At 52.5% G+C, this 25,389-nt stretch carries 19 protein-coding genes and 1 other annotated feature; of the genes, 6 read left to right on the forward strand and 13 right to left on the reverse strand.

Annotation, left to right across the window (positions count from 1 at the left end; translation table 11 throughout):
• Positions 1-3: 3 nt before the first annotated feature.
• From B5F07_RS11115 to B5F07_RS11125, 3 genes are read right to left on the reverse strand one after another with little or no spacing between them, the layout of a single operon-like run.
• On the reverse strand, positions 4-2,721 hold the full coding sequence (locus B5F07_RS11115) for an FAD-dependent oxidoreductase (RefSeq protein WP_087161354.1): 2,718 nt from the start codon (positions 2,719-2,721) through the stop codon (positions 4-6).
• Positions 2,722-2,740: 19 nt separating this feature from the next.
• Positions 2,741-3,406, reverse strand: a complete 666-nt coding sequence (gene hypB / locus B5F07_RS11120; protein WP_087161355.1) for a hydrogenase nickel incorporation protein HypB — start codon at positions 3,404-3,406, stop codon at positions 2,741-2,743.
• 10 nt (positions 3,407-3,416) lie between these two features.
• Positions 3,417-4,106, reverse strand: a complete 690-nt coding sequence (locus B5F07_RS11125) for a TetR/AcrR family transcriptional regulator (protein ID WP_087161356.1) — start codon at positions 4,104-4,106, stop codon at positions 3,417-3,419.
• A 212-nt stretch (positions 4,107-4,318) separates the two neighbouring features.
• On the opposite strand from B5F07_RS11125, the gene glpK reads away from it, so the two are divergent.
• The 4 genes from glpK to B5F07_RS11145 are packed head-to-tail and all read left to right on the forward strand — an operon-like array spanning position 4,319 to position 9,171.
• The gene (gene glpK / locus B5F07_RS11130; RefSeq protein WP_087161357.1) at positions 4,319-5,815 is read left to right on the forward strand and encodes a glycerol kinase GlpK; all 1,497 of its coding nucleotides are present in this window, start codon (positions 4,319-4,321) and stop codon (positions 5,813-5,815) included.
• Between the two features lie 4 nt (positions 5,816-5,819).
• The gene (locus tag B5F07_RS11135; protein ID WP_087161358.1) at positions 5,820-7,256 is read left to right on the forward strand and encodes an NAD(P)/FAD-dependent oxidoreductase; all 1,437 of its coding nucleotides are present in this window, start codon (positions 5,820-5,822) and stop codon (positions 7,254-7,256) included.
• Positions 7,257-7,294: 38 nt separating this feature from the next.
• Positions 7,295-8,668 carry an NAD(P)/FAD-dependent oxidoreductase gene (locus B5F07_RS11140; RefSeq protein WP_087161359.1) on the forward strand — a complete coding sequence of 458 codons (1,374 nt, stop codon included), beginning with the start codon at positions 7,295-7,297 and terminating at the stop codon, positions 8,666-8,668.
• A gap of 5 nt (positions 8,669-8,673) precedes the next feature.
• Positions 8,674-9,171, forward strand: a complete 498-nt coding sequence (locus B5F07_RS11145; RefSeq protein WP_087161360.1) for a DUF1667 domain-containing protein — start codon at positions 8,674-8,676, stop codon at positions 9,169-9,171.
• A gap of 35 nt (positions 9,172-9,206) precedes the next feature.
• Here B5F07_RS11145 and B5F07_RS11150 read toward each other — a convergent pair whose 3' ends face one another.
• Together B5F07_RS11150 and B5F07_RS11155 are read right to left on the reverse strand one after the other, a co-directional pair.
• The gene (locus tag B5F07_RS11150) at positions 9,207-10,094 is read right to left on the reverse strand and encodes a YitT family protein (protein WP_330397798.1); all 888 of its coding nucleotides are present in this window, start codon (positions 10,092-10,094) and stop codon (positions 9,207-9,209) included.
• 80 nt (positions 10,095-10,174) lie between these two features.
• On the reverse strand, positions 10,175-11,095 hold the full coding sequence (locus tag B5F07_RS11155) for a GGDEF domain-containing protein (RefSeq protein WP_162613113.1): 921 nt from the start codon (positions 11,093-11,095) through the stop codon (positions 10,175-10,177).
• 261 nt (positions 11,096-11,356) lie between these two features.
• Between B5F07_RS11155 and B5F07_RS11160 the strand changes: the two genes are divergently transcribed.
• Complete coding sequence (locus B5F07_RS11160) at positions 11,357-12,043, forward strand: response regulator transcription factor (protein ID WP_162613114.1); 687 nt, start codon at positions 11,357-11,359, stop codon at positions 12,041-12,043.
• Here B5F07_RS11160 and B5F07_RS11165 read toward each other — a convergent pair whose 3' ends face one another.
• The gene (locus B5F07_RS11165) at positions 12,044-13,600 is read right to left on the reverse strand and encodes a hypothetical protein (RefSeq protein WP_087161363.1); all 1,557 of its coding nucleotides are present in this window, start codon (positions 13,598-13,600) and stop codon (positions 12,044-12,046) included. It lies immediately after the preceding gene.
• Positions 13,601-13,651: 51 nt separating this feature from the next.
• Between B5F07_RS11165 and B5F07_RS11170 the strand changes: the two genes are divergently transcribed.
• A complete protein-coding gene (locus B5F07_RS11170) occupies positions 13,652-15,697 on the forward strand; it encodes a sensor histidine kinase (protein WP_087161364.1) in 2,046 nt (681 codons plus the stop codon).
• 73 nt (positions 15,698-15,770) lie between these two features.
• Here B5F07_RS11170 and tuf read toward each other — a convergent pair whose 3' ends face one another.
• From tuf to B5F07_RS11205, 7 genes are all read right to left on the reverse strand, one after another.
• Positions 15,771-16,964 (reverse strand): elongation factor Tu, encoded by a 1,194-nt coding sequence (gene tuf / locus B5F07_RS11175; protein WP_087161365.1) that lies wholly within the window; start codon positions 16,962-16,964, stop codon positions 15,771-15,773.
• A 120-nt stretch (positions 16,965-17,084) separates the two neighbouring features.
• Positions 17,085-19,202, reverse strand: a complete 2,118-nt coding sequence (fusA, locus tag B5F07_RS11180) for an elongation factor G (RefSeq protein ID WP_087161366.1) — start codon at positions 19,200-19,202, stop codon at positions 17,085-17,087.
• A gap of 15 nt (positions 19,203-19,217) precedes the next feature.
• On the reverse strand, positions 19,218-19,688 hold the full coding sequence (gene rpsG / locus B5F07_RS11185; protein ID WP_207652378.1) for a 30S ribosomal protein S7: 471 nt from the start codon (positions 19,686-19,688) through the stop codon (positions 19,218-19,220).
• A gap of 217 nt (positions 19,689-19,905) precedes the next feature.
• Positions 19,906-20,328: a 30S ribosomal protein S12 gene (rpsL, locus tag B5F07_RS11190; RefSeq protein ID WP_087161367.1), complete on the reverse strand. Its 423-nt coding sequence runs from the start codon at positions 20,326-20,328 to the stop codon at positions 19,906-19,908.
• A 181-nt stretch (positions 20,329-20,509) separates the two neighbouring features.
• Positions 20,510-21,952, reverse strand: a complete 1,443-nt coding sequence (gene proS / locus B5F07_RS11195) for a proline--tRNA ligase (RefSeq protein ID WP_087161368.1) — start codon at positions 21,950-21,952, stop codon at positions 20,510-20,512.
• Between the two features lie 58 nt (positions 21,953-22,010).
• Positions 22,011-22,220, reverse strand: a binding site (T-box leader).
• Between the two features lie 54 nt (positions 22,221-22,274).
• The gene (locus tag B5F07_RS11200) at positions 22,275-23,882 is read right to left on the reverse strand and encodes a sulfatase-like hydrolase/transferase (protein WP_087161369.1); all 1,608 of its coding nucleotides are present in this window, start codon (positions 23,880-23,882) and stop codon (positions 22,275-22,277) included.
• Between the two features lie 35 nt (positions 23,883-23,917).
• Positions 23,918-25,363, reverse strand: coding sequence for a family 43 glycosylhydrolase (locus B5F07_RS11205; protein ID WP_162613115.1), 1,446 nt, complete (start codon positions 25,361-25,363; stop codon positions 23,918-23,920).
• Positions 25,364-25,389: the final 26 nt, after the last annotated feature.

Here is a 25,389-nt window from a genome sequence, read left to right on the forward strand (position 1 = left end):
CGTCTACGGTTTCTTCTTTAATTTAATTTTAACCGCCCGCTTCAGCGCATAGGGAAGGATTCCTTTTAATTTATCCTCTGCCGTGCGCATCCTGCTCGCCTCCGGAAGATCACGGCTTAAGTGGATGGCGTCGAACTCGCAGCGGGTCGTACACAGACCGCATCCCACGCACTTGTTCTCATCCACGATCGTGGCGCCGCATCCGAGGCACCGGGCCGCCTCTGCCTTCACCTGTTCCTCGGTAAACGTGGAGCGCAGGTCACGGAAGGTATCCGCCGCGGTTCCCGCTTTCTTTCCCGGAATCTGCCGTTTTGCATTGTCAAATTCTTCGATCACCACATCTGATTTGTCCAGTTCGATGAAGTGGCGCAGATCCCGCCCCAGAGTGAGGGAGTGTCCCTCGTGGACAAAACGGTGAATCGATTCGCAGCCCTGTTTTCCCGCAGCAATGGCGTCGATGGCAAACTTCGGACCTGTGCATACGTCGCCGCCCACAAAGATATCCGGCTCTCCGGTCTGATAGGTGATCCCATCCGCCTCAGCAGTCTGGTTCGGTCTGAGTTTCACATCTGTCCCTTTGAGCAGATCTCCCCACACCACGGACTGACCGATGGAGAGAATGACATTTTCACATGGCACTGTGATACATTCTTCCTCGCTGTAAACAGGGGCGAACTTTCCTGCAGCGTCAAAGACAGAGACACATTTCTTCAGCACGATCCCGCATACCTTTCCGTCTTCCGTGAGGATCTCTTTCGGTCCCCAGCCGTTTCCGATGGCGATGCCTTCCTCTTTTGCCTCCTCAACCTCGTCGGCAGCCGCCGGCATCTCTTTCTCCGACTCCAGGCAGTACATGGATACAGAGCCGTCTCCGGCGCGAAGGGCAGTTCTTGCCACATCCACCGCCACGTTTCCGCCGCCGATCACCACGGTATCTCCATGCAGCTTCACCTCTGTTTTTTCCTGCGCCATGCCTTTTTCCGCCAGGTTCACGGTCCGAAGGAAATCCACTCCGGTGAGAACTCCCCCGGCATCTTCCCCGGGCACTCCTGCTTTTCTTCCGCCCTGGGCTCCAATGGCGATATAGAACGCCCGGTATCCCTGGTCTCTCAGCTCCTGGATGGTCACATCTTTTCCCACTTCCACACCGCAGCAGAACTCCACGTTCATCTGCCGCAGCACATCAATTTCCGCCTCGATCACAGACTTTTCCAGGCGGAAGGATGGGATGCCGTTGAGCAGCATGCCCCCGGGACGCGCCTCTTTTTCAAACACCGTCACCGGATAACCTTTCGTCCGCAAATAGTAAGCTGCAGACATCCCGGCCGGTCCCGCGCCGATCACGGCAATCTTCTGCTCAAACTGTTTTCCCTCATGATTTTCGCATTTTGGGATATAGCGGTGTTCCGCATGGAGCTCTTTCTCCGCAATGAACTTTTTGATTTCATCGATGGCAACCGCCTGATCCACCGTTCCTCTTGTGCAGGCATCCTCGCATCGGCGGTTGCAGACGGCTCCGCACACTGCCGGGAAAGGATTGTCGTGCTTGATCAGCTTCAGGGCGTCCATATACCTTCCCTCTGCCGCCATCTTTATGTAGCCCTGCACCGGAAGATGAGCCGGACAGGCAGTCTTGCAGGGAGACGTTCCCGTCTCATAGCAGTTGATTTTTGCGTGGTTCCTGTAGTCGGGATCCCATTTGTCCCTGCCCCATTTTTCCGTGTCCGGAAGAAGCGCTTTCGGATACCGGATCTCCCCATGCTTTGTGCAGAGCTTCTGTCCCAGTTTTGCCGCCCCCACCGGACAGACTTCCACGCACTGTCCGCAGGCCACGCATTTTGACGCTTCCACATGTGCGCGGTAAGCCGAACGCGACATATTCGGAGTATTGAAAAGCTGGGAGGTCCTCAGACCGTTGCACACGCCCGGGGCGCAGTTGCAGATGGCAAAGATCTTCTCCTCCCCGTCAATGTTGGTAATCTGATGGACAAATCCATTTTCCTCCGCCCGTTCCAGGATCTCTATCACCTCATCATAATCGATATAGCGCCCTTTTCCCGTCTCAACCAGATAGTCCGCCATATCTCCCACACCGATGCACAGGTCCCCCTCGATCTCTCCGCATCCCTCTCCGCGCATCCTCTGCTGTCTCCTGCAGGAGCAGGCTCCCACAGCGTACTTATCCTGATATTTCTTCAGCCAGTGGGAAATGTGTTCCACGCTGGCGGACTGCTGCTGCGCGGGAATCGCCTTCTCCACAGGAATGACATGCATGCCGATCCCCGATCCTCCCGGCGGCACCATGGGCGTCACCTTTTCAAGCGGGAGCCGGGACATATTTTCAAAAAAATCCGCGAGAATCGGATGCTCCCGGGTCTGCTTCTCATTCATCATCATAAACTCCGCGCAGCCCGGCACGAACATGGGAAGGACATACTGCTTATGCCGGTCTTCGTTCTCCCAGTTGTACTCAATCATCCCGATGACCGCCATCTCGTCCAGGAGCTGCTGCACACGTTCCTTATCTTTCCCCGACTTCCGGGCAATCTCCTCCAGAGTCATGGGCTTTCTTACTTTCATGGAGAGACAGACCTCAGCCATCTCATCTGTCAGCACTTCTGCCAGCCCCCAGTATTCCGGATCATCCACCGTCACTTTGTGACCGATCCGGTCCGTGATCATCTGTCCTAATTTCAGGATCAGTGTTCTCTCTTCCTTCATTCACCTTCCTCCTCTTCTTCTATTTTTCTTTCCATTCCCTTACCTGTTCCCGGAGCCAGGACACCCACTCGTCGATCCCTTCCCCGGTCCGCGCTGAAATCGGGATGATCTTCATATCCGGATTGAGTTTCAGCGCCCTTGATCTGCACGCCTCCAGATCAAAGTCGAAATACGGGAGCACATCGATCTTATTGATCAGAAGGCACTGGCACACCTGGAACATGAGCGGATATTTCAGCGGCTTGTCGTCGCCCTCAGGCACACTGAGAATCATTGCATTCTTCACCGCCCCTGTATCAAACTCCGCCGGGCAGACCAGGTTGCCCACATTTTCCAGAACAGCAAGGTCTATGCCGCCGGTTCCCAGCTGCTCCAGTCCCTGATGGGTCATATCCGCATCCAGATGACACATGCCGCCTGTGTGGAGCTGAATCACTTTTACTCCGGTTCTGCTGATGGCATCCGCATCCACCGCACTGTCGATGTCCGCTTCCATCACTCCGATGCGCATCTCATCTTTCAGCATTTCAATGGTCCGGGTCAGCATGGTCGTCTTTCCCGCGCCCGGGGAGGACATAAGGTTCAGAAGGAAGGTTCCTCCTGTTTTCAGCTCCTCCCTCACCCTGTCTGCCTCCCTGTCGTTATCCGCAAATACTCTCTGCTTGATCTCATATACTTTGTACATAGCTTTCTCCTCACTTTTCCTGTTCCTGCGCTTCCGACGGTCCGCCCGCACTCCGGGTCTTAAGTCCGCCTACAAGAAGATCCCGGGTAATCCGTACCTGAAGTCCCAGTCCAACCCGGGCGTCAAGACTTAACATACTGCCGTTCCATGCCAGTTTTTTCATCAGACTGAACATGGTATGTGCCAGGGAATAACAGACCTCCTCCGGCGACCACAGGAAGGAAAGAGTTCCGTCGTCCAGCCCCTTCTGCAGTGCGTCCGTAACTCTGGGTTTCAGACTCATAATACAGTCCTCATATTCTTTGAGCCGTTCCACCTCAATCCCGTTCCTGCGGACAAACACATCGAACTCCTGGAGAAATTTCAGCGAGGGAATCTCTTCCTCAAAAATCTTCACCAGAACATCCATGATGCATTCGATCTGTCCCAACCCTGTCATCTCCGCGTATTTCCTTCCGGACAGGGCTTTCAGGTACCGTGTCTCGATTTTCTTCCAGCATGCCACCCCGGTGCGGACTGCAAGTTCCGCTTTCGTCTCAAAATAACGGTAGATCGTGGCGCTGCCGACGCCTGCATCTGCCGCCACATCATCGATGGACGTATCCTCGATTCCCTTCTCGCAGAACAGTTCCAGAGCTGCATTCACAATCTTCTCCGAACGCAGTCTCGCTTTCCTGATTACTGCTGCTGATTCCTTCATCCGACGCTCACCTCTCCTGCTTCCGCCTCCCTCGTTTTTCCGCCGCCTCTTCACACTGGCTTTGCTTGATAGTTATACTATCATATTTATGCACTTCTCACAACTAATTTCTGTTATATTTTTAACTATTAGGCATTTTATCATAAGATTATTGAAGTTTTTTGTGCATTATGATATTGTAAATTCATAATCAAATGCACGGAGGTAGCACTATGACAAAATATATTATGGCATTGGATTCCGGCACCACGAGCAACCGCTGCATCCTTTTTGATAGAGAAGGAAATGTATGCAGCATGGCGCAGCGGGAATTCACACAGTATTTTCCCCGGCCGGGATGGGTGGAACACGATGCAGATGAGATCTGGGCAGCACAGCTCGGCGTCGCGGTGGAGGCAATGAACAAGATCGGCGCAGCCGCACAGGATATCGCGGCAATCGGCATTACCAACCAGCGGGAGACCGTAGTCGTCTGGGACAAGACAACGGGTGAGCCCGTATACCGGGCAATCGTCTGGCAGTGCCGCCGTACTTCCGAATACTGTGATTCCCTGAAAGAGAAGGGACTGACGGAATCCTTCCGCCGGAAAACCGGACTCGTCATCGACGCATATTTTTCCGCCACCAAAATAAAATGGATTCTGGATCATGTTCCCGGCGCCCGGGAAAGGGCGGTCCGCGGGGAGCTCCTCTTCGGCACGATAGAAACCTGGCTGATCTGGAAGCTCACAAAGGGGAAGGTTCATGTTACAGATTATTCCAATGCTTCCCGCACTATGCTTTTCAACATCCGCACCCTTTCCTGGGACGAAGAGATCTTAAGAGAACTGGATATCCCTGCCTGCATGCTTCCGGCACCGGTTCCTTCCAGCCAGGTCTACGGATACGCAGATCCTTCGTTTCTGGGCGGTTCTATTCCCATCGCCGGGGCGGCAGGGGATCAGCAGTCTGCGCTGTTCGGGCAGGCCTGCTTCCATCCCGGAGAGGCGAAGAATACATACGGCACCGGCTGTTTCCTGCTTATGAATACAGGCAAGACGCCAGTATTTTCCGAAAACGGACTTGTGACGACCATCGCCTGGGGGCTGGAGGGGAAAGTGACCTATGCCCTGGAAGGCTCTATCTTTGTAGGCGGAGCGGCTGTCCAGTGGCTCCGGGACGAGATGCGCCTGATCGACTCTGCCGCTGATTCGGAGTACATGGCTTCCAAAGTACCGGATACAAACGGCTGCTATGTGGTGCCCGCATTTACCGGGCTGGGCGCCCCCTACTGGGATCAGTATGCCCGGGGTACCATCGTGGGTATTACCCGGGGCGTGAACAAATACCATATTATCCGCGCCACTCTGGAATCCATCGCCTACCAGGTCAATGCGGTGCTCCGCGCCATGGAAGCCGATGCCGGAATCCGGCTCTCCGCCCTGAAGGTGGACGGCGGCGCAAGCGCCAATAACTTTCTCATGCAGACACAGGCTGATTTAAGCGGTGCTCCGGTAAACCGTCCGGTCTGCGTGGAGACCACCGCCATGGGAGCCGCCTTTCTGGCAGGCCTGGCAGTGGGGTACTGGAAAGATACGGACGCCATCGCCGTAAACCGCACCACAGACCGGATCTTCACCCCCGCCATCAGCGGTGAGAAACGCGCGGAAATGATCCGCGGCTGGGACCGGGCTGTCCGCTGCTCCTACGGGTGGGCGAAGGAGGACTGAATCTATGTATGACATTGTAATTATCGGGGCAGGCGTATCCGGCGCGGCCACAGCCCGGGAACTTTCCCGCTTCCGCGCGCGGATCTGCGTGATCGAGCGGGGAGAGGACGTCTGCTGCGGCACATCAAAGGCGAACAGCGGCATCGTCCATGCCGGTTTCGATGCCCCGGAAGGCTCTCTCATGGCAAGGCTGAATGTACGCGGGAACCAGATGATGGAGGTTCTGTCCCGGGAACTGGATTTTCCTTTCCGGAGGAACGGCGCACTTGTGGTCTGCCGGGATGAGCAGATGCTCCCCGCCCTGGAGACACTCCGCCAGAGGGGCGTGCAAAACGGCGTCACCGGTCTTTGCATTCTGAACCGGGAGGAAGTCCACAGCATGGAGCCCGCGCTGGCCGACGACGTCTGCGGCGCCCTCTTCGCCCCTGCAAGCGGAATCGTATGCCCTTTTGAGCTGAATATCGCCATGGCGGAGAATGCCGCCGTAAACGGCGTGGAATTTCATATGAACACGGAAGCGGAGGACATCCGCCGGACAGAGGACGGATACGAGGTTCTCACCAACAGGGGACCCCTGCGGACGAAGTGCGTTGTGAATGCGGCCGGAGTCTATGCCGACCGCTTCCACAACATGGTCAGCGAAACACCCCTGCACATCACGCCCAGACGCGGGGAGTACTGTCTGCTCGACAAAACAACAGGCTCTCTTGTGTCGCACACGATTTTTCCTCTTCCGGACAGAGATGGAAAGGGGATCCTCGTAACACCCACCGTACACGGCAATCTTCTCACCGGTCCTACCGCGGAAGATATCCCTGACAAAGAGGGAGTCTGCACCACTGCCGAAGGGCTCTCCCGGGTTATGGAGCGCGCCGCTCTCCATGTGAAAGGAATTCCCTTCCGGGAAGTCATCACCTCTTTTGCAGGACTGCGCGCCTGTGAAGACGGACATGATTTCGTCATCGGAGAGCCTGCGGATGCGCCGGGATTCGTGGACTGTGCCGGGATTGCCTCCCCCGGGCTGTCCGCCTCTCCCGCCATCGGGGAAATGATCTCAGAACTTCTCAGGAAACGGCTGAATCTGGAACCGAATCCGGAATTTATTCCTTACAGGAAGGGGAGCCCCCGTCTGTCCTCCCTCCCATTTGAAGAGCGGAACCGGCTGATCCGCGGCAATCCGGCATACGGAAACATCATCTGCCGGTGCGAGGAGGTCTCCGAGGGAGAGATCATCGACGCCATCCGCCGTCCTCTGGGCGCCCGTTCCCTGGACGGCGTCAAGCGGCGCGTGCGCGCCGGGATGGGACGCTGCCAGGGGGGATTCTGTTCCCCGAAAGTAATGGAGATCCTTGCCCGGGAGCTGAGAACCGGTATGGATGAAATCACAAAAGCAGGTCCCGGCTCCGCGGTTCTGAAAGGAAGAAACATGGAGTGGCTTTAAAAACCCCGGCTTATCGCCCTGAGAAAGGAGATTCACTTATGCAGACATATGACATCGTTATTATCGGAGGCGGCCCGGCCGGTCTTGCCGCCGCCATCGCTGCAAAAGAATCCGGTATTGACAGGATTCTGATCCTGGAGCGCTCGGAAAGAGCCGGCGGGATACTCAACCAGTGTATCCACAACGGATTCGGGCTGCATACGTTTCACGAGGAGCTCACCGGTCCGGAATATGCCGACCGCTTTATCCGACAGGCGGAATCTCTCGGGATTGAGTGCCGGCTTCGGACGATGGCAGTGGATATCGCAGCAGGTGAGGCAGCGCCTGTCCACACGGTAACCGCTGTCAGTTCCACGGACGGGCTTGTACAGATCTGTGCCCGCTCAGTCATTCTGGCAATGGGCTGCCGGGAGCGTCCCCGCGGCGCCTTAAATATCCCCGGCTTCCGTCCTGCCGGAATCTTCTCCGCAGGGACGGCGCAGAGACTGGTCAACATGGACGGTTATATGCCCGGGCGGGAGGTGGTGATCCTGGGATCAGGAGATATCGGTCTGATCATGGCAAGGCGCATGACGCTGGAAGGTGCGAAAGTCCACGCTGTGGCGGAGATCATGCCCTACAGCGGCGGGCTGAAGCGAAACATCGTCCAGTGCCTGGACGACTACGGGATTCCGCTCCTGCTCAGCCACACTGTCACATGGATTCACGGGAAGGACAGGGTGGAGGGCGTCACCCTATCTCAGGTAGATGAAAACCGCCGTCCCATCCCGGGTACCGAACAGTTCTATCCCTGCGACACCCTGCTCCTCTCTGTGGGGCTGATCCCTGAAAATGAGCTTTCCCGCGGCATGGGCGTAACGCTCAGCCCTGCCACTTCCGGTCCCCTGGTAAACGAGAGCCTTGAGACAGACATCCCCGGAGTCTTTGCCTGCGGCAACGTGCTCCATGTCCATGATCTTGTGGATTATGTCTCCGAGGAAGCCTCTGCTGCCGGAAGGCACGCCGCAGACTATGTAAAACACCTGGGAGATAAATCCGCAGGGACTCCTTTCCCCATGATTTCCCCTGCATCAAAGCGCAGGATTCCCTCCTCATCGGAGCGCGGGATTCCTCTTACAGCAGAGCACGGAATCCGCTACACGGTTCCCGCCTTTATACGCCCTGAGAGAATGCCTTCGAAGCTGACGATCCGTTTCCGGGTCACAGATGTGTACAGAAACTGCCGGGTCTGCGTCTGTTTCGATGATATTCCGGTGAAGAAAAAAGCGCGCAGAATCGTGGCTCCCGGTGAAATGGAAGAGATCCGTCTCGAGAGGGAACTCTTTGAACGGCATCCCGTCCCCAAGACGATCCGCTTCTCTCTGGAAACTCAGAACGATGAAGATACTCAGGATTTCAAAGAAGGAAGATGACAGATATGTTTCAGAATGATCAGAAAAATATTCCCTCAGCCGGCAAGACAGACACTATTCACCTGACCTGCATCCGCTGCCCGCTGGGATGTGCGATCTCCGTCAGACTGGAGAATCTCCGGGCTCCGGAGAACTGCGGGATTCCAAAGGAGCGCCGGCTCCCCGGAGATTGCGGGATCCTGGAAGTCTCCGGGAACGGCTGCCCCCGCGGGGAAGAATACGCCAGAAAAGAAATTACCGATCCGGTCCGGACTGTGACCACCACCATCCCGGTAACAAATGGCGATGTAAAGCGGATTCCCGTAAAAACCCGGGAGGAAATTCCCAAAGGCAGAATCTTTGCCTGCGTTAAGGCTCTGAAAGGGCTCACCGTAGAGGCACCGGTACAGATCGGCGATGTTATTCTGCCCGATGTGGCAGGGACAGGTATTCCGGTTGTCGCAGCCGGGAACGCCGCCGTGAAACAGCTAGCCGGGAATGCGGTCCGGGAACAGCATTCCTGAAAAGAAGAGACAGAATCCCCGTGCTCCACAGAGCACTAAGGTTTCTGCCCCTTCTTTTTCTTTTCTCCGAACCCCTCGCCGAACACTTCGCTGGTCTCCGTGAACATCAGAAATGCCGTCTCATCCACCTCATGGACAATATTTTTCAGGCGGTAAGCCTCCGACTTCGTGCAGGCACAGAGCAGCACATCCCGATCCAGCTCCGTGTAGCCTCCTGTGGCTTTCAGGAGGGTCACGCCGCGCTGAGCCGAGGCTCCGATCCGGGCCGCCATCTTCCTCCCCTGCCCCGTGATAATAATGGCAAGGCTTCCCGCACCGATTCCATAGAGGATTTTATCGATTACAATGGTGGAAACCGCCGTGGATGCCACCCCGTAGAGCACGGCGTCCACATCGCCGAAAGCCGGCCATCCCAGGGCAATAATCCCGATATCGATCACCATGGTGATCCCGCCGAGAGAAAAGTATGGCCGTTTCTTTTTCACTACCATGGCGATAAAGTCGATCCCGCCGGAAGAAGAGCCGCGCATATAGAAAAGCGCCATGCCCGCTCCCAGGAACACCCCGGAGTACAGCGCCGCCATGATGCGCTGTCCCTGATATGCCGGGAACATGGGAAATATCACGTCAAGAAATATCGTTGACACCGCCATGCTCCGGGCAGTCCGGATCAGGAACTCCCTGCCCACGATCCGGTAACTGATCACAGCCAGAGGCACGTTGAGTGCCAGATTGGTTATTCCCACCGGGAGGCCGAACAGATGGTTCAGGATTAAAGCCAGGCCGGAGAGACCTCCCGGCGCAAACTGCGCGTCCCTGGCAAATGTGTAGATGCCGGCGGCATACAGAATACTGCCGGCAATGTCATAGATCAGATCCGCCATAATCTGTCCTGCTTTTTTCCTGACACTTCTGCTGTACACGTCCGTTCCTCCATCCTCCGTTTTTCACAGCATGTGCAAAAAAGGCAGGAATTATACATTTCTCATAAAGAGCGCCTCTTTTACAGTTCCCGGATCACACACTTTCCCTTTCCGGAGAGTTTGATCTCGTAGAGCACTTCGTCCGCTCTCTTATATAATTCTGAAAATGACCGGTACTTTTCCCCGAAAATTCCTCCCACTGAAACTGACGTATGACTCAGCGGACATCTTTTCTCCGCCTCATCCATATAGTCTCTGCTGATCTGTTCCACTTTTACCCGGATGATATCCGAACTGCTGCACGGATAGGCGAATACGGCAAATTCATCTCCGCCAAGCCGGAGTACGATGTCGCTCAGACGGAACGCCGTCTGCAGCCTGCCTGCAATATACTGAAGCATCCGGTCTCCTTCCCCGTGTCCGTACAGATCATTTACTTTCTTGAAATTATCCAGATCTATCATCAGGAATACATAGGGACCGCCTCTTTCCAGACACCGGCGGATCAGTTTTTCCCCACCTTCCCGGTTGTATACTCCTGTCAGATAATCTCTCTCCCGGTACCGGTAGATCTCGGATATATGCATGGAAGAGATCAGGAGTCCGTCTCCTTCCGCTGTCATTCCCGCACTGAACCGCAGGATCTCCATGAACTGTTCTCCATCCCTCGTCTCCCCTGTGCTCTCAATCAGCCCGAAACATTCCATATATCCCGGTCCGATCTCTTTGGTGCTGTAATTGCTGATTTTATAGTATAATGTCCTGCCCTTCTGCTCCATCTCCTGCTGCAGCCGGTTTCCGAGCTGTTCTTTATTTACCGCAGATTCCCAGTCTCCCCGGAGAAGCCCGTAGATATCATCTTTCATCAGGTCCAGCGCCCCCGGAATATCTTTTTTCAAAAGGCATGCATCCAGGAACACTATGAGCGTTCTGTATGCCAATGCGCTCTGCGAACCCGTCACTATCTCCATTTCCTTTTCGCTGTACTGTCTGTTCTGCATCTCCATTCTTCCTTTGCCAAACCAATTCCTGCTGTATCCTGCCGGCCCTTCCTGTATCAAATCGATCCTTCCTGTACATCCCGGTCTTTCCTGTGTCAAAGCAGGTCTTTTGTGTACTTAATACTATCACAAAGAGCCCCGCTCAGCTCATCCGGACAGCAGAATTGACCGGAGACTGATTTTTCCGGCTCCTTTTTCCCCTCTCATCCGCAGATCAGTGGTATAATAATCAATATGAAAATATTTTTCAGGGAGGACTCTATGTATAAGATTCTCTTTATTGATGATGATCTGGATTTTCTGGAATCAAACCGGATTTATTTTACCCGGAAAGGATTTGAAGTGCTTTGCTGTGAAGACGCCGGACAGGCAGTGGGAAAGATCCTTCCCTCCACAAGACTGGATTGTGTGATTCTGGATATCGATATGCCCGGCATGGACGGATTTGAGATCTGCAAACGTTTCCGGGAGCTCAGCAGCACCCCCGTCATCTTCCTCTCAGGGCTGACGGATCTGGACAACCGCCTGCAGAGTTTCCGTTCCGGAGGAGACGATTTTCTCGCCAAGCCCTATGACATCACAGAACTGGAATACCGTATCCGGGCAAGAATACGGAAAAATGAAAATGTGTTTTTCAGCGGGACGCTGACATATGGCGCCCTGGCGATTGACACCGACCGGAGGATAATTTCATATGAAGGAAGGGCGGGAGATTTTTCCGCCCTCCAGTTTGACATTCTCGCATTTATGGCGCGAAATCCGAACAAAGTTTTTTCCTACGAACAGCTTTATGACCAGGTGTGGAAGACTCCCATCATCCGAAGCCGCCACAATATCCAGGTCGCTGTGGCCACGATCCGCCAGAAGCTTTCCCGGCTCTGCAACGGAAAGCAGTATATCCGGACCGTGTCCAGGAAAGGGTATTGTTTCTCCCCTGACGGGGAATGATTATTTTCGGAAGAAACGCACGGCAGCAGCCACTGCGCCTGCCAGCACGACAGCGACCACGAGGAGACCGGCAGCGATCTGTGCCGCCCCGTTTCCCTGCAGATGTTCTGACGAACCAGATGGAACATCAGACAGCTTATCTGATGAAACATCGGAGGAATCGTCTGGCGGAACATAGAACGAATCGCCTGACGGTGCATAGGACGAATCGTCTGTCAGTGCATAGGACGGATCGTCTGACGCCCGGGTATCGGCTTCGGTGCCCTGCCCGGAAAGGGTATTGCTCTGAAGCTGTTCCTCGCTGTCTCCGGCACTGCCGGCTGTTCCGGTTCCGTTCGCATCTCCAGCACCGTCATTCGTTCCGGTTTCGTTCGCATCTCCGGTTTCACCGGCGCCGGGGAAAAGATTTTCCCCTTCCACGGGACTTGTCTCGCCGCCCCGCCCGCCGTCGATATCTGCTGCTGCAAACACGGAGTTTTCCGTAAACTCCAGAATATCCGAATACAGAATTTCTCCTCCCTGGTCCCGTGAGACTGCATAATAATGGAAAGGCTGCTCCCCGTCAAGATAAGAGATCAGCCAGGAAACTTCCCCTGTTTCCAGCTGTTCCCCGCTTTTCTCAATCCTGGTCCAGTCTTCTCCGTTATCAGAACCACAGAGCCAGTACTCTCCCTCTCCGGGAAGCACGGCGTAAAAGACGAGGGTTGTGGAACCGCCGTACTCACTGGCATAGCAATGAAGGAAATAGGGTCTGCTTTCAGAGGCAGTGACAACCAGACATAGAGGATTTCCGGACCGGTAAGCTTCATAGGTTTCCCCGAAGCGTCCCGTAACCTCCCCTCTGCTTCCGCGCTCCGGAAGTTCCGCTGTGTTCCAGGTGACAGGAAGTTCCGTCAGGACCTCCTCCCCGTTTTCCCATACATAGGCAGTAACATATTCCGGCAGCATCCGGGGCGTACAGGCAGTCCCCTCCGGGACAGTCACCACCGGGATCTTCTCATAGCTGTAGGCAGATACCGCGGAAACCGTGATTTTTTCCGCGGACACAATCTTACCGACGCAGGAAAACTCCGGAAGCCCCAGAGCGGTATCCTCCCCATATTTCAGGACAGCCCCGTTTTCCTGTAAAACCGCAGTATTTTCTTCCGATCCCGTATCGATCGAAATAGAAGTCAGAAGGAGCGTTCCCCCGGATCGCACACAGAAAACGCCTTCCTCTCCTCCCGCCCCATGGACGGAGAGATAGGGCCACAGTTCCAGGGTTCCCTCCACATAAATTGTATAGCCCTCCGGACGGATAATGATCTCTTTCCTGTAAATGGCATTGAGATAGGTATAACTTTCATCCTCAGGGACCGTAATATTATCCGTAAGGGTAACAATCCCTCCTGTAGTGATATGTTCATCTATCCACTGGCACAGTTCCTCAAAAGAAGAGACACGCCCGGTTTCTTCTCCCCGGACGGCTGTAGGAAATAATCCTCCCAGAGCCAGCACAAACAGGATGGATCCGGCGATTATGTACCTGAATATTTTGGAATGGCAACGGGAAAGCATACTTGTCTCCTTTCGCAGAAATAAGATATACTTAAAAAACGAGGTAAACGTATGGACACAAAAAGATTCTTCAGACTTTTTCTATTAATTGCAGCCGCTGTTCTCGCATCTGCAGGACTGTTTTTCTTTCTGTACCGCTTCGACAACAAGTATACCACTTCCAGATTCTCTCCTCAAGAACATCTCAGTTTTGATGAAGAGATTTCCGATTTTTCTTCCGTGGTATGGCTTACAGGTGGATGGGAATTTTACCCGGGTATGACTGCCCAACCGGAAGAACTTTCCGACTGCACTCCCGAATCCGTCTATATCGGACAGTATTTCAGTTTTGCCGATTTCAACGAGGATGCTTCGCCCTACGGCACAAGCACTTACCGGCTGACACTGGATGCAGATGCGGGCACTTATGCCCTCTATCTTCCGGAGATCTTCTCCGCATGCAGAGTATATGTCAACGGAGAACTTGTCGGAACCGCCGGTTCCTTTGCCCCCCATCAGCCCGGCATTAAAGATCTCATCCTCCCAGTGGATACTGACGGCAGAATCGAACTTGTCATACAGGTCATGAACTACAGCCATTATTACAGCGGAATCACCTATCCGCCCGCCCTCGGAACCGTGGAAGGCATCAGCCATCTGATCACAGCGCGCATGCTCTTTTACGGATTTCTGTGCTTTACCTCTCTTGCTCTGGCAGTTTTTTCCTCCGCCGTCTGGTTTGGCTTAAAAAAAGAACGCCAGATGCCCCAGGACCTCTGGCTGGGTATTCTTGCGCTGTCATTTTCCGTGCGTATATGCTATCCTTTTTTCCATATATTCGGAATTTCCTGGTCCAGACTACAGTACACTCTGGAGGACGTCATGTCTGCCCTGGGTATTCTCTGCATTGTCCGCATCACCTGTATTCTGTGCTGTAGAAAGGACAGCACCTTTGCCCGCGTCCTTACAGGGCTGGCATCTGGATTTGTTCTCCTTGGTCTGATGAACAACCTGTTGTTCCTGACGTATATTCCGCGTTTTGTCCCGGTCTACGGTGTGCTTCTCTTCTGGTACAAACTGGGGGGTTCCCTTCTTCTTCTGGGAATGATCGTCCGCAGTATTGTTCTCAGCCCGGAAAAGATCCTCCGAACCGGTTCCTCCGCCTTCTCCGGAGACTCTTTTCCGAGTGGTTCCTCCTTTCTTCCGGGCGGTCTCGCCGCCTACACAGTCTCCCTTGCCGCCCACGCCATCTGCCTGGGACGGTTTGAGCCTGCGCGGTTCGGATGGTTCGATGAATGGGGTACTTATATTCTGATTCTCTGTTTTTCCATGCAGATGGTCATACGAAGCACAGCAACCGTGCGGGAAAACCACTATCTGAACCGACATCTCCAGGAGGAAGTAAACCGCAAGACCGCCTCTCTGGAAAAACTGCTCAGCCAGCGCCGTCAGCTCCTTTCGGCATTTGCCCATGACATTAAGACTCCTATGACTTCCATCACCACTTTTACCCGGCTGGTGGAACTGGATAATGCCGATCTGGATGCTGAGTCCAGACAGTATCTTGATACAATCCGCGAGAAGACCGGTGAGATGCAGGATCGTCTGGAAGCTCTGCAGGATTATTTCCGTCAGGACACTGGCGCCTCCTGTTTCACCACGGTAGATCTCTGCCGGCTGATCGACGATTTCTGCCGCGCAAATGCACCGGATATGGATGTCATGGGAATACATCTGGAATCGGAACTCCCCATACTCCGTCCGGTTCTTGTACAGGGGAACAGGGACAGACTGATGAGCGTGCTGCAGAATCTTGTATATAATGCCGCAAGTTTTATCGAAAAAGAAGGGAATATCCGGCTCACACTTACCCGTGACAACAGGAACGGAGCTGCCATACTACACGTGAAAGATAATGGCCGGGGTATCGCCGCAGAGCATCTCTCCCACATCTTTGACCGCTTCTTCACCCGCCGCGACGATAACAGCGGAAGCGGTCTGGGACTTTTTATCGTCCGCGCTGCCGTGGAAGAACATGGAGGAGAAATCTCTGTGAAATCAGAGATCGGGAAAGGGACATGCTTTGAAATCCGGCTGCCGCTCATGAAAATGCCCTGATGCAGGAATAAACCCCAGAAACCGAAGTTTCTGGGGTTATATTTGAGTTCAATATTCTATTAACAGATTATGATTACTCGATGATCTTAGCTACTGTACCAGATCCAACTGTACGTCCACCCTCACGGATAGCGAATCTCAGACCTTCCTCCATAGCTACCGGATGAATCAGTTCAACTGTCATCTCTACGTTATCTCCAGGCATGCACATCTCAACGCCTTCCGGCAGTTCGCAAACACCTGTAACGTCTGTTGTTCTGAAGTAGAACTGCGGTCTGTAGTTGTTGAAGAACGGAGTATGACGTCCACCTTCATCTTTTGTCAGAACGTAAACCTGGCATGTAAACTTTGTATGGCATTTTACTGTGCCCGGTTTGATAAGAACCTGTCCTCTTTCGATCTCTGTTCTCTGAACACCACGAAGCAGAGCACCGATGTTATCTCCTGCGCGAGCCTCGTCGAGCAGCTTACGGAACATCTCGATACCTGTTACAACAGTCTTCTTAACATCCTCATGGATACCGATGATCTCAACTTCATCAGATACGTGAAGTGTACCACGCTCTACTCTACCAGTAGCAACTGTACCACGTCCTGTGATAGAGAATACGTCCTCTACAGGCATCAGGAACGGCTTATCTGTGTCACGCTCCGGAGTCGGAATCCACTCGTCAACAGCGTCCATAAGCTCCATGATCTTGTCGCCCCATTCTCCGTCCGGATCCTCAAGAGCTTTCAGAGCGGAACCCTGGATAATCGGAGTGTCATCTCCCGGGAAGTCGTACTCGTTAAGTACTTCACGGATCTCCATCTCTACGAGCTCAAGCAGCTCTTCGTCGTCTACCATATCGCATTTGTTCATGAATACTACGATATACGGAACGTTAACCTGGCGGGACAGAAGGATATGCTCCTTTGTCTGAGCCATAACACCGTCAGTAGCAGCAACAACCAGGATAGCGCCGTCCATCTGAGCAGCTCCTGTGATCATGTTCTTTACATAGTCAGCATGTCCCGGGCAGTCAACGTGTGCGTAGTGACGTTTCTCTGTCTCGTACTCAACGTGTGCTGTAGAAATCGTGATTCCACGCTCTCTCTCTTCCGGAGCCTTATCGATGTTATCGAAAGCAACCTCTGCGTTACCTGCTACTCTGTGGGAAAGCACCTTTGTGATAGCTGCTGTCAGAGTTGTTTTACCATGGTCTACGTGGCCGATTGTACCAATGTTACAATGCGGTTTTGTTCTTTCAAATTTAGCTTTTGCCATTTTGAATGTCCTCCTTAAAATTTCACCTGTTATCAGGCATTTCTAAATGAAATTCGATTTTACCCGGCTAAGTTTGATTATATTTCAAACTTAGCCGTTTTTCAAGCCTTTTTCTAACATTTAGGCATTTTTATTGGATAATACCTTTTCCTGTACAGACTTCGGAACCTGCTCGTATTTCTCAAAGAACATGGAGTAGTTACCACGACCCTGTGTTCTGGAACGGAGGTCTGTGGAATATCCGAACATCTCGGACAGCGGAACGAATGCGCGGACGATCTTTCCACCGCCAAGGTCATCCATTCCCTCGATCCGTCCACGACGGGAGTTCAGGTCACCGATGATATCGCCCATATACTCTTCCGGCATTGTAACCTCAACCTTCATGATAGGCTCAAGAAGTACCGGAGCGCCCTGTTTCATAGCATCCTTGAATGCCAGAGAACCTGCGATATGGAATGCCATCTCGGAAGAATCGACCTCATGGTAAGATCCGTCATACACGTTTGCATAGATACCAACTACCGGGAATCCGCCCAGAATACCGGACTTCATCGCATCCTCGATACCCTCGCCTACAGCCGGGATGTACTCCTTCGGAATCGCACCGCCGACAACAGTAGACTCGAACTTGTATGTCTCTTCGCCGTTTGCATCCATTGGCTCAAATTTAACTTTACAGTGTCCGTACTGTCCACGTCCACCGGACTGTTTTGCATACTTGCTGTCAACGTCAACCGGCTTCGTGATTGTCTCTTTGTAGGCAACCTGCGGAGCTCCGACGTTGGCCTCAACCTTGAATTCACGGAGAAGTCTGTCAACGATGATCTCAAGATGGAGCTCGCCCATACCTGCGATAATTGTCTGTCCTGTCTCCGGATCTGTATGCGCGCGGAATGTCGGGTCTTCCTCTGCAAGTTTTGCAAGGGACTCACCCAGTTTGCCCTGGGAAGCCTTTGTCTTCGGCTCGATAGCAAGCTCGATAACCGGCTCCGGGAATTCCATGGACTCAAGGATAACCGGATGCTGTTCGTCACAGATCGTATCTCCTGTTGTGGAGAACTTGAATCCGATCGCTGCAGCGATATCTCCGGAATATACCTTATCCAGCTCTGCACGGTGGTTTGCATGCATCTGCAGGATACGTCCGACACGCTCTTTCTTATTCTTTGTTGCATTCAGGACATAGGAACCGGAGTTCATTGTTCCTGAATAAACCCTGAAGTAAGCAAGCTTACCTACGAACGGGTCTGTCATGATCTTGAACACGAGAGCGGAGAACGGCTCTTCATCAGAAGAATGTCTCACTACCTCGTTGCCGTCCTCGTCAACACCCTTGATAGCCGGGATGTCTGTCGGGGCAGGCATATACTCAATAATTGCATCCAGAAGTTTCTGAACACCTTTGTTTCTGTATGCGGAACCGCAGCATACCGGAACAGCTGTACACTCACATGTAGCCTTCCTTAAAACTGCTTTCATCGCATCAACGGACGGCTCTTCGCCCTCCAGATATTCCATCATCAGATCGTCGTCAAGCTCGCAGATCTTCTCTACAAGCTCTGTGTGATAAAGCTCAGCCTCATCCTGCATCTCTTCCGGAATATCCGTAACAGAGATATCATCACCCTTCTCATCATTATAGATGTAAGCCTGCATTTCAAACAGGTCGATGATTCCCTTGAACTCGTCTTCCTTTCCGATCGGAAGCTGAAGACAGATAGCATTTTTACCAAGTCTTGTACGGATCTGGTCTACTGCATTGTAGAAATCCGCTCCGAGGATGTCCATCTTGTTGATGAAGGCCATTCTCGGTACATTGTATGTGTCTGCCTGGCGCCATACGTTCTCTGACTGAGGCTCAACACCGCCCTTTGCACAGAAAACACCTACGGCTCCGTCCAGCACACGGAGTGAACGCTCAACCTCTACGGTAAAGTCAACGTGTCCCGGAGTATCGATGATGTTGATACGATGCTCCAGAGCCCCCGGCTTCGTTTTCGTCTTCTCTTCCAGAGTCCAGTGGCACGTCGTAGCGGCTGAAGTAATTGTGATACCTCTCTCCTGCTCCTGCTCCATCCAGTCCATGGTAGCAGTACCCTCGTGAGTATCACCAATCTTGTAGTTAACACCGGTATAGTAGAGAATACGCTCTGTCAGCGTCGTCTTACCTGCATCAATATGCGCCATAATACCGATGTTTCTGGTTCTCTCTAATGGATATTCTCTTCCAGCCAAGGTTATTCCTCCTAATTAGAAACGATAGTGGGCAAATGCCTTGTTTGCCTCTGCCATCTTGTGCATATCCTCTTTTCTCTTCACAGCTCCGCCTGTATTGTTCGCTGCGTCAAGAATCTCGTTTGCCAGCCTTTCCTCCATCGTCTTCTCGCCTCTCTGACGGGAATACGTTGTCAGCCAGCGAAGAGCGAGCGCCTGTCTTCTGTCAGCTCTGACCTCGATCGGCACCTGGTATGTTGCACCACCGATACGTCTTGCCTTAACTTCCAGCACCGGCATCATGTTGTTCATAGCTTCCTCAAACACTTCAATCGCCGGCTTCTCAGCCTTCGCTTCTACTCTTGCAAATGCGCCGTATACAATCTTCTGTGCTACACCTTTCTTACCATCAAGCATGATGTTGTTGATAAGTTTGGTAACAACTTTATTGTTGTATATCGGATCCGCTAATACATCTCTTTTCTGAGTATGTCCTTTACGTGGCACGGTCCTTCCCTCCTTAATCATATTTTCCGGTCTTCCCGGGATTAATTCATCGGTACTCACATGTGTCTCTCTATGGAAATCGCATTTCATGTGCTCGTGGCCGCGAGACCTCTATAAAATAAATCCGCAACCTTTGCTTACCGGACTTCTGCTTTTCTGTCCGATAAGACTACGATAATCATAGTTCTGTTTGTGATACGATTTAACTATCAGTTACTTATTTTTTTGCGTCTTTCGGTCTCTTAGCGCCGTATTTGGAACGCGCCTGACGTCTCTTTGCAACACCTGCTGTATCAAGTGTACCACGGATGATGTGGTATCTTGTACCAGGCAGGTCCTTAACTCTTCCTCCACGGATCATAACAACGCTATGCTCCTGCAGGTTGTGTCCTTCGCCCGGGATATAGCTTGTCACTTCGATTCCGTTGGAAAGACGAACTCTGGCGATCTTTCTCAGAGCTGAGTTAGGCTTCTTCGGTGTAGCTGTCTTAACAGCTGTGCAGACACCTCTCTTCTGCGGAGAAGATACATCTGTTGCACGCTTTTTCAGGGAGTTGTATCCTTTCTGAAGAGCCGGTGCAGTAGATTTCTTCTCAGAAGTCTGACGACCTTTTCTAACTAACTGGTTAAATGTTGGCATTCTTTTCACCTCCTATGAATTATTCGTTACCCTGCCGCTTATGCCGCAGGGGGCTGCGGATAACACTGTTTCATTATCCATTTTTGCGCACAAAAAAATAAAGTGTTTTTATGCACGCTCAATTAGTTTATTACGTTTATCCGCGGATGTCAAGGGATTTTATAGCGATTTGAATAAAAAATTAGTATGCTCTTCCCCAGTAAACCATATGCTTCGCCGGCTTTCCGCAGCAGACGCACACGTCGGAGAGGTGTTCTTCCTCCACCGGAATACATCTTGAAGTCACACCGCCGGTCTGTGCCTTGATCTCATCCTCACATGCCTCTTCTCCGCACCACATTGCCTTGACGAAACCTTTTTTATTCTGAACAGCAGCCTTCATCTCATCCATGGTTACTGCCGTGCTGATATGGTCATCCAGGAATGCCTTTGCCTTTGCATACAGATCTTTCTGGATGGTCTCGAGGATCTCACCCAGCTTTGTGGTGATCTCATCCATCGGAACGACGATCTTCTCTCGCGTGTCACGGCGCACAACCACGACCTGACCGTTCTCGATATCCTTCGGCCCGATCTCGATACGCGCCGGAATTCCAAGCATCTCCTGCTCGGAGAACTTCCATCCCGGACTCTTCTCGGAGTCATCGATCTTCGCACGGTATCCTGCTGCCTTCAGTGCATCGAGCAGTTCATTTGCCTTGTCAAGCACTCCTTCTTTGTGCTGTGCAACCGGGATCACTCTCACCTGAACCGGAGCGATTCTCGGCGGAAGCACAAGACCGCTGTCATCGCCGTGAACCATGATGATGGCTCCGATGATTCTCGTGGAGAGTCCCCAAGATGTCTCGTAAACGCTGTGAAGCTCGTTGTTCTTGTCCGCATACTTGATATTGAACGCATCCGGGAACGCATTGCCGAAGAAATGGCTCGTCGCAGACTGCAGCGCCTGCCCGTCATGCATCAGCGCTTCGATCGTGTACGTGTCCTGGGCGCCTGCAAACTTCTCGCTCTCTGTCTTTCTTCCCGCCACAACCGGGATCGCCAGATCCTGCTCAACAAAATCTTTATATACGTTCCACATCATCTTTGTCCGCTCTTCCGCTTCCTCATATGTGGCGTGAATCGTATGTCCCTCCTGCCAGAGAAATTCTCTGGAGCGCAGGAATGGTCTTGTCGTCTTCTCCCACCGGAGCACAGAGCACCACTGGTTCCACACCTTCGGGAGATCCCTGTAAGACTGCACGGTCTTGCTCCACACATCACAGAACAGCGTCTCGGATGTAGGACGGATGCAGAATCTCTCCTGTAACTGCTCCATACCGCCGTGTGTCACCCAGGCAACTTCCGGGGCAAAGCCCTCGATATGGTCCTTCTCCTTCTGGAGCAGGCTCTCCGGGATCAGTACCGGAAGATATACATTCTCCACACCTGTCTCCTTGAAACGCTTATCCAGATCCGCCTGGATATTCTCCCAGATCGCATAGCCGTTCGGCAGATAGTTCAGGCATCCCTTTACACCTGAATAGTCGCACAGTTTTGCCTCGCGGACCACGTCCGTGTACCACTGCGCAAAGTCTTCGTCTCTGGAAGTGATCGACTGTACCAGTTTCTTTTCCTTTGCCATTTTCTCTTCTCCTTTTTCTTTTTGAAAATAAAAACACCGGGACATTCCGTCCCCGAAAACAAGGGACCGGAATTCCCGGCGGTACCACCCTAATTAACACCATGCGTTACGCACTGTGTTCACTCTTTTTCCTCTAACGCAGGAATTACGCCGCACTTTTCACGCGGGAGCTCCCGGACCGGTTCTATGAGTTCCTGCAAAGGCTCGCACCATCCGCCTTCTCTCTGAAGCATTCTCTTCATATACTAATTCCGTTCATTGCTCATCTGCACAAGTGATTTTAGACGAAAAGGACCGGATTGTCAACAGCCCCACGGCATTTTCACTGGTTTTTCCGCGTCAGGCCAAGTGTATACATAACCGCATCTACAATTCCCGGGCTTTCTTTCCGAATGTACGCCCGTACCGTCTCCTCCATATCCGGCGGACACATATTTCTGACAACTGTCCAGATTCCCTCCTCCGTCACCCGGCTGTCATATGCCCTCGGCACCGTATCGCAGGTTCTCTGATACCAGTCCAGCATCCATTCCCGCAGACGCATCACATGGCAGGAAAACGTTTTCCTGCCAAACAGGTTCGTCTTCTCCCCCGGATCCAGCTCAAGATCATACAGCTCATCGTTCCCGGACATGCGGTGTACATATTTGTATTTTCCATCAAAAATCATCGTTCCTTTCTCATGTGCCTGTGCATCCAGTTGAGCCGTCTTTTTCGGCCAGTACGGGTCTTCTTTTGAGGGACCTTTCCCTTTATTAGACGCATGCCACTCATCGCACTGATTTTCACCGGGCAGCCGGCCTCCTTCGCAGCACACATAGTCCCTTACAGATGCGCTGCGGTCGAGAAGGATGGGACGAAGGCTCCTGCCAAAATGGTCGTGTGCCGGTTCCACCCCCGACAGATCCATCACTGTTGCATAAAAATCCACCAGTTCTGCCAGCCCCATGGAAATTCCCGCATCTACCGGCACTTCCTTATGCGGCTTTATAAGAAGCGGCACCCGGGTCAGGCAGTCTTCAAAAGTATTCTGGGCTTTTTCCGGCAAACCGTAATCCCCGCAGAAATCACCATGATCGGAAAGTATGAATATCGCACTGTCATCATACATTCCCACCTCTTTTAAGGTTTCGCAGACCATTCGGATCATAGCGTCCACTTTGCTGCACTGCGCCAGATACACTGCGCGCATTTCTCGCCACTGTTCTTCCGAATATTTATCCATTCCTGCCAGTTCATGCAACCGGTGTATCATCCGTGATTTTCCTTCTGTCTCCTCATACTTTATTCTCGGCGGAATCATATTCCTGTCGATTGCACTGAAGTAGGGTTCCTCCACCTGATATGGCGGATGGGGATTCAGCCACCCTAGGAAGAGACAGATCGGTTTTTCCGCTTCCGAACATTTTCTGATAAAATTGCACGCCGCTTTTGTATCTCTCCAGTCCTTATCCTCCTTCTCCTCCGTCAGCCCTTCAAAATGAGAATACGGATATGGATTTTCTTCCTTTTCTCTCTTTTTCCTCTGATTTCCCCCGTTCTGCGATTCCGTCCTGTCATAGTAAAAAATCTCATCGGCATGCCGCTTTTCCAGGCCGGGTATCTGTCCTGCAAGCAGGTCATTCCTTGCATTCATCCAGACATAGTACCCCGCATCTTTCAACTCGCTAAACAGCGTCGGTTCATCCTCATGCAGCAGATACTGCATCGTACGGTGCCCCCGCGTGTGCGGATAAAGCCCGGTAAAAAAGCTGCATCGGCTCGGTACGCAGACTGGATTCTGGCAATATGCCCGTCCAAAGGATACCGCCTCCTCCCGCGCCAGATAATCCAGATACGGAGTCTGTGCTGCAGGATTTCCCGAATGCCCCATCGAATCCCAGCGCATTTCATCCGGATTCAGAATAATAATATGTGGTTTTTTCATCATCTTCTCCTCTCCTCTGTCTCCTGATTCCTTTTCTCTTACTCCAAAGTAAACTCTCTCCAACAGATCACCCCATCGCTTTCCAGACGGAAAAACAATGGGAAGACTCCTTCCGGCGCAGAAAATACTCCCTCTGCTTTTATCCACTCTCCGTGTTCTGATCCGTCAAAGGAAATCCCTGCAGCCTTTTTCGTACATTCCTCATCCAGATATACCCCCATCAGGCCTGCTTTCTCTGCCTGTACCGTAATGCGGATCTTCTTCGCCTCTCCCAACCGGAAATACTTGAACCCTGCTCTGGTTCCCTTCTGCATATTCGCTATATAATGGATCCTGCTGCCATCCGCTGTTTTCTCTTCAAAAATGTGCGGCTGCTGATCCCGCACGCATCTGCGTACGGACAGACGTCCGACTCCGTCGAAAGTCAGATTGCAGGCATAGGCGGCACTATACGTTCCCATTCCCCTCAGCGGACCTCCGTTCAGTCCACAGCTTGTCATCTCCGCCTGGTTGAAACTGCCGTCCGGATTCAGCGTAATCGGCTCGGCACACCCCTGACGGCAGCATTCAATCCCGTGCGTCTGCCTGTGGTAGAAGATGTACCACTGGCTGCCGATCTTCACAAGGCCGCCATGCGTATTTCCATAAGGTGTCTTTAGCTCCATATTCCCATGATATCCGATATCTGCATTGGACACAAGTACCCCGCCATAGCGAAATCCTTCCATCGGTTGATCCGATATGGCATAGCATAGATCATGGCTTTGTTCCGAAGAATAAATCATGTAGTATTTCCCATTGATCTTCCTCGGGGATGAAGCCTCATAAAATCCATGGTTTTCAAACTCCGTTCCCTTCGCTGCCAGACACCCCGGCAGGAGTTCTACAGGTCCTTTCCGTATTGTGCGCATATCCGGTTCCAACTCAAATGCAAGACTGTATTTTCCCGCCACATTAATCCACGGCGACCCCGGTGTAGGTACAAATCCGGTATACAGATAAATTCTTCCGTCATCATCGATCAGAACTCCCGGATCAAACAATTTTTCCGCCGGTTCCATCCCATCCGGGAAAGCCACATTGCCCAGATATTCAAAGGGGCCCTGTGGTCTGTCGCTGACCGCCACTTCACAGGCATTCTTCGCGCCCCGGTTGTAGTAAAGGTAAAAGCGCCCGTCTCTTCCCTGCACACAATCCGGTGCAGCAAGGTTTCCCGCTTCTTCCAGAGTCTCACCTGTCTGCTCATAAGCATAGGAAATACCCTCATATCTCCAGTTCCCCAGATCGGAAAGCGGAGCGCTCCACACCACATAGTCGTTGACACAGTACCCTTCTCCACCGGCCTCGTCATGGCTGCCGTAGATCCAGAGTCTGTCTCCGAAAATGCGGGGCTCACCGTCCGGCACATACTCGTCCAGCGGCAAATACGGATTCATAGCCTGTTTTTTTTCATTACAGGAAACATTTTCTCTCGTTTTTTCCATTTTATCTCTCTCCATTCACTGTCTTT

Source organism: Lachnoclostridium sp. An169 (assembly GCF_002160525.1).
In the GTDB taxonomy this organism is placed as follows: domain Bacteria; phylum Bacillota; class Clostridia; order Lachnospirales; family Lachnospiraceae; genus Mediterraneibacter; species Mediterraneibacter cottocaccae.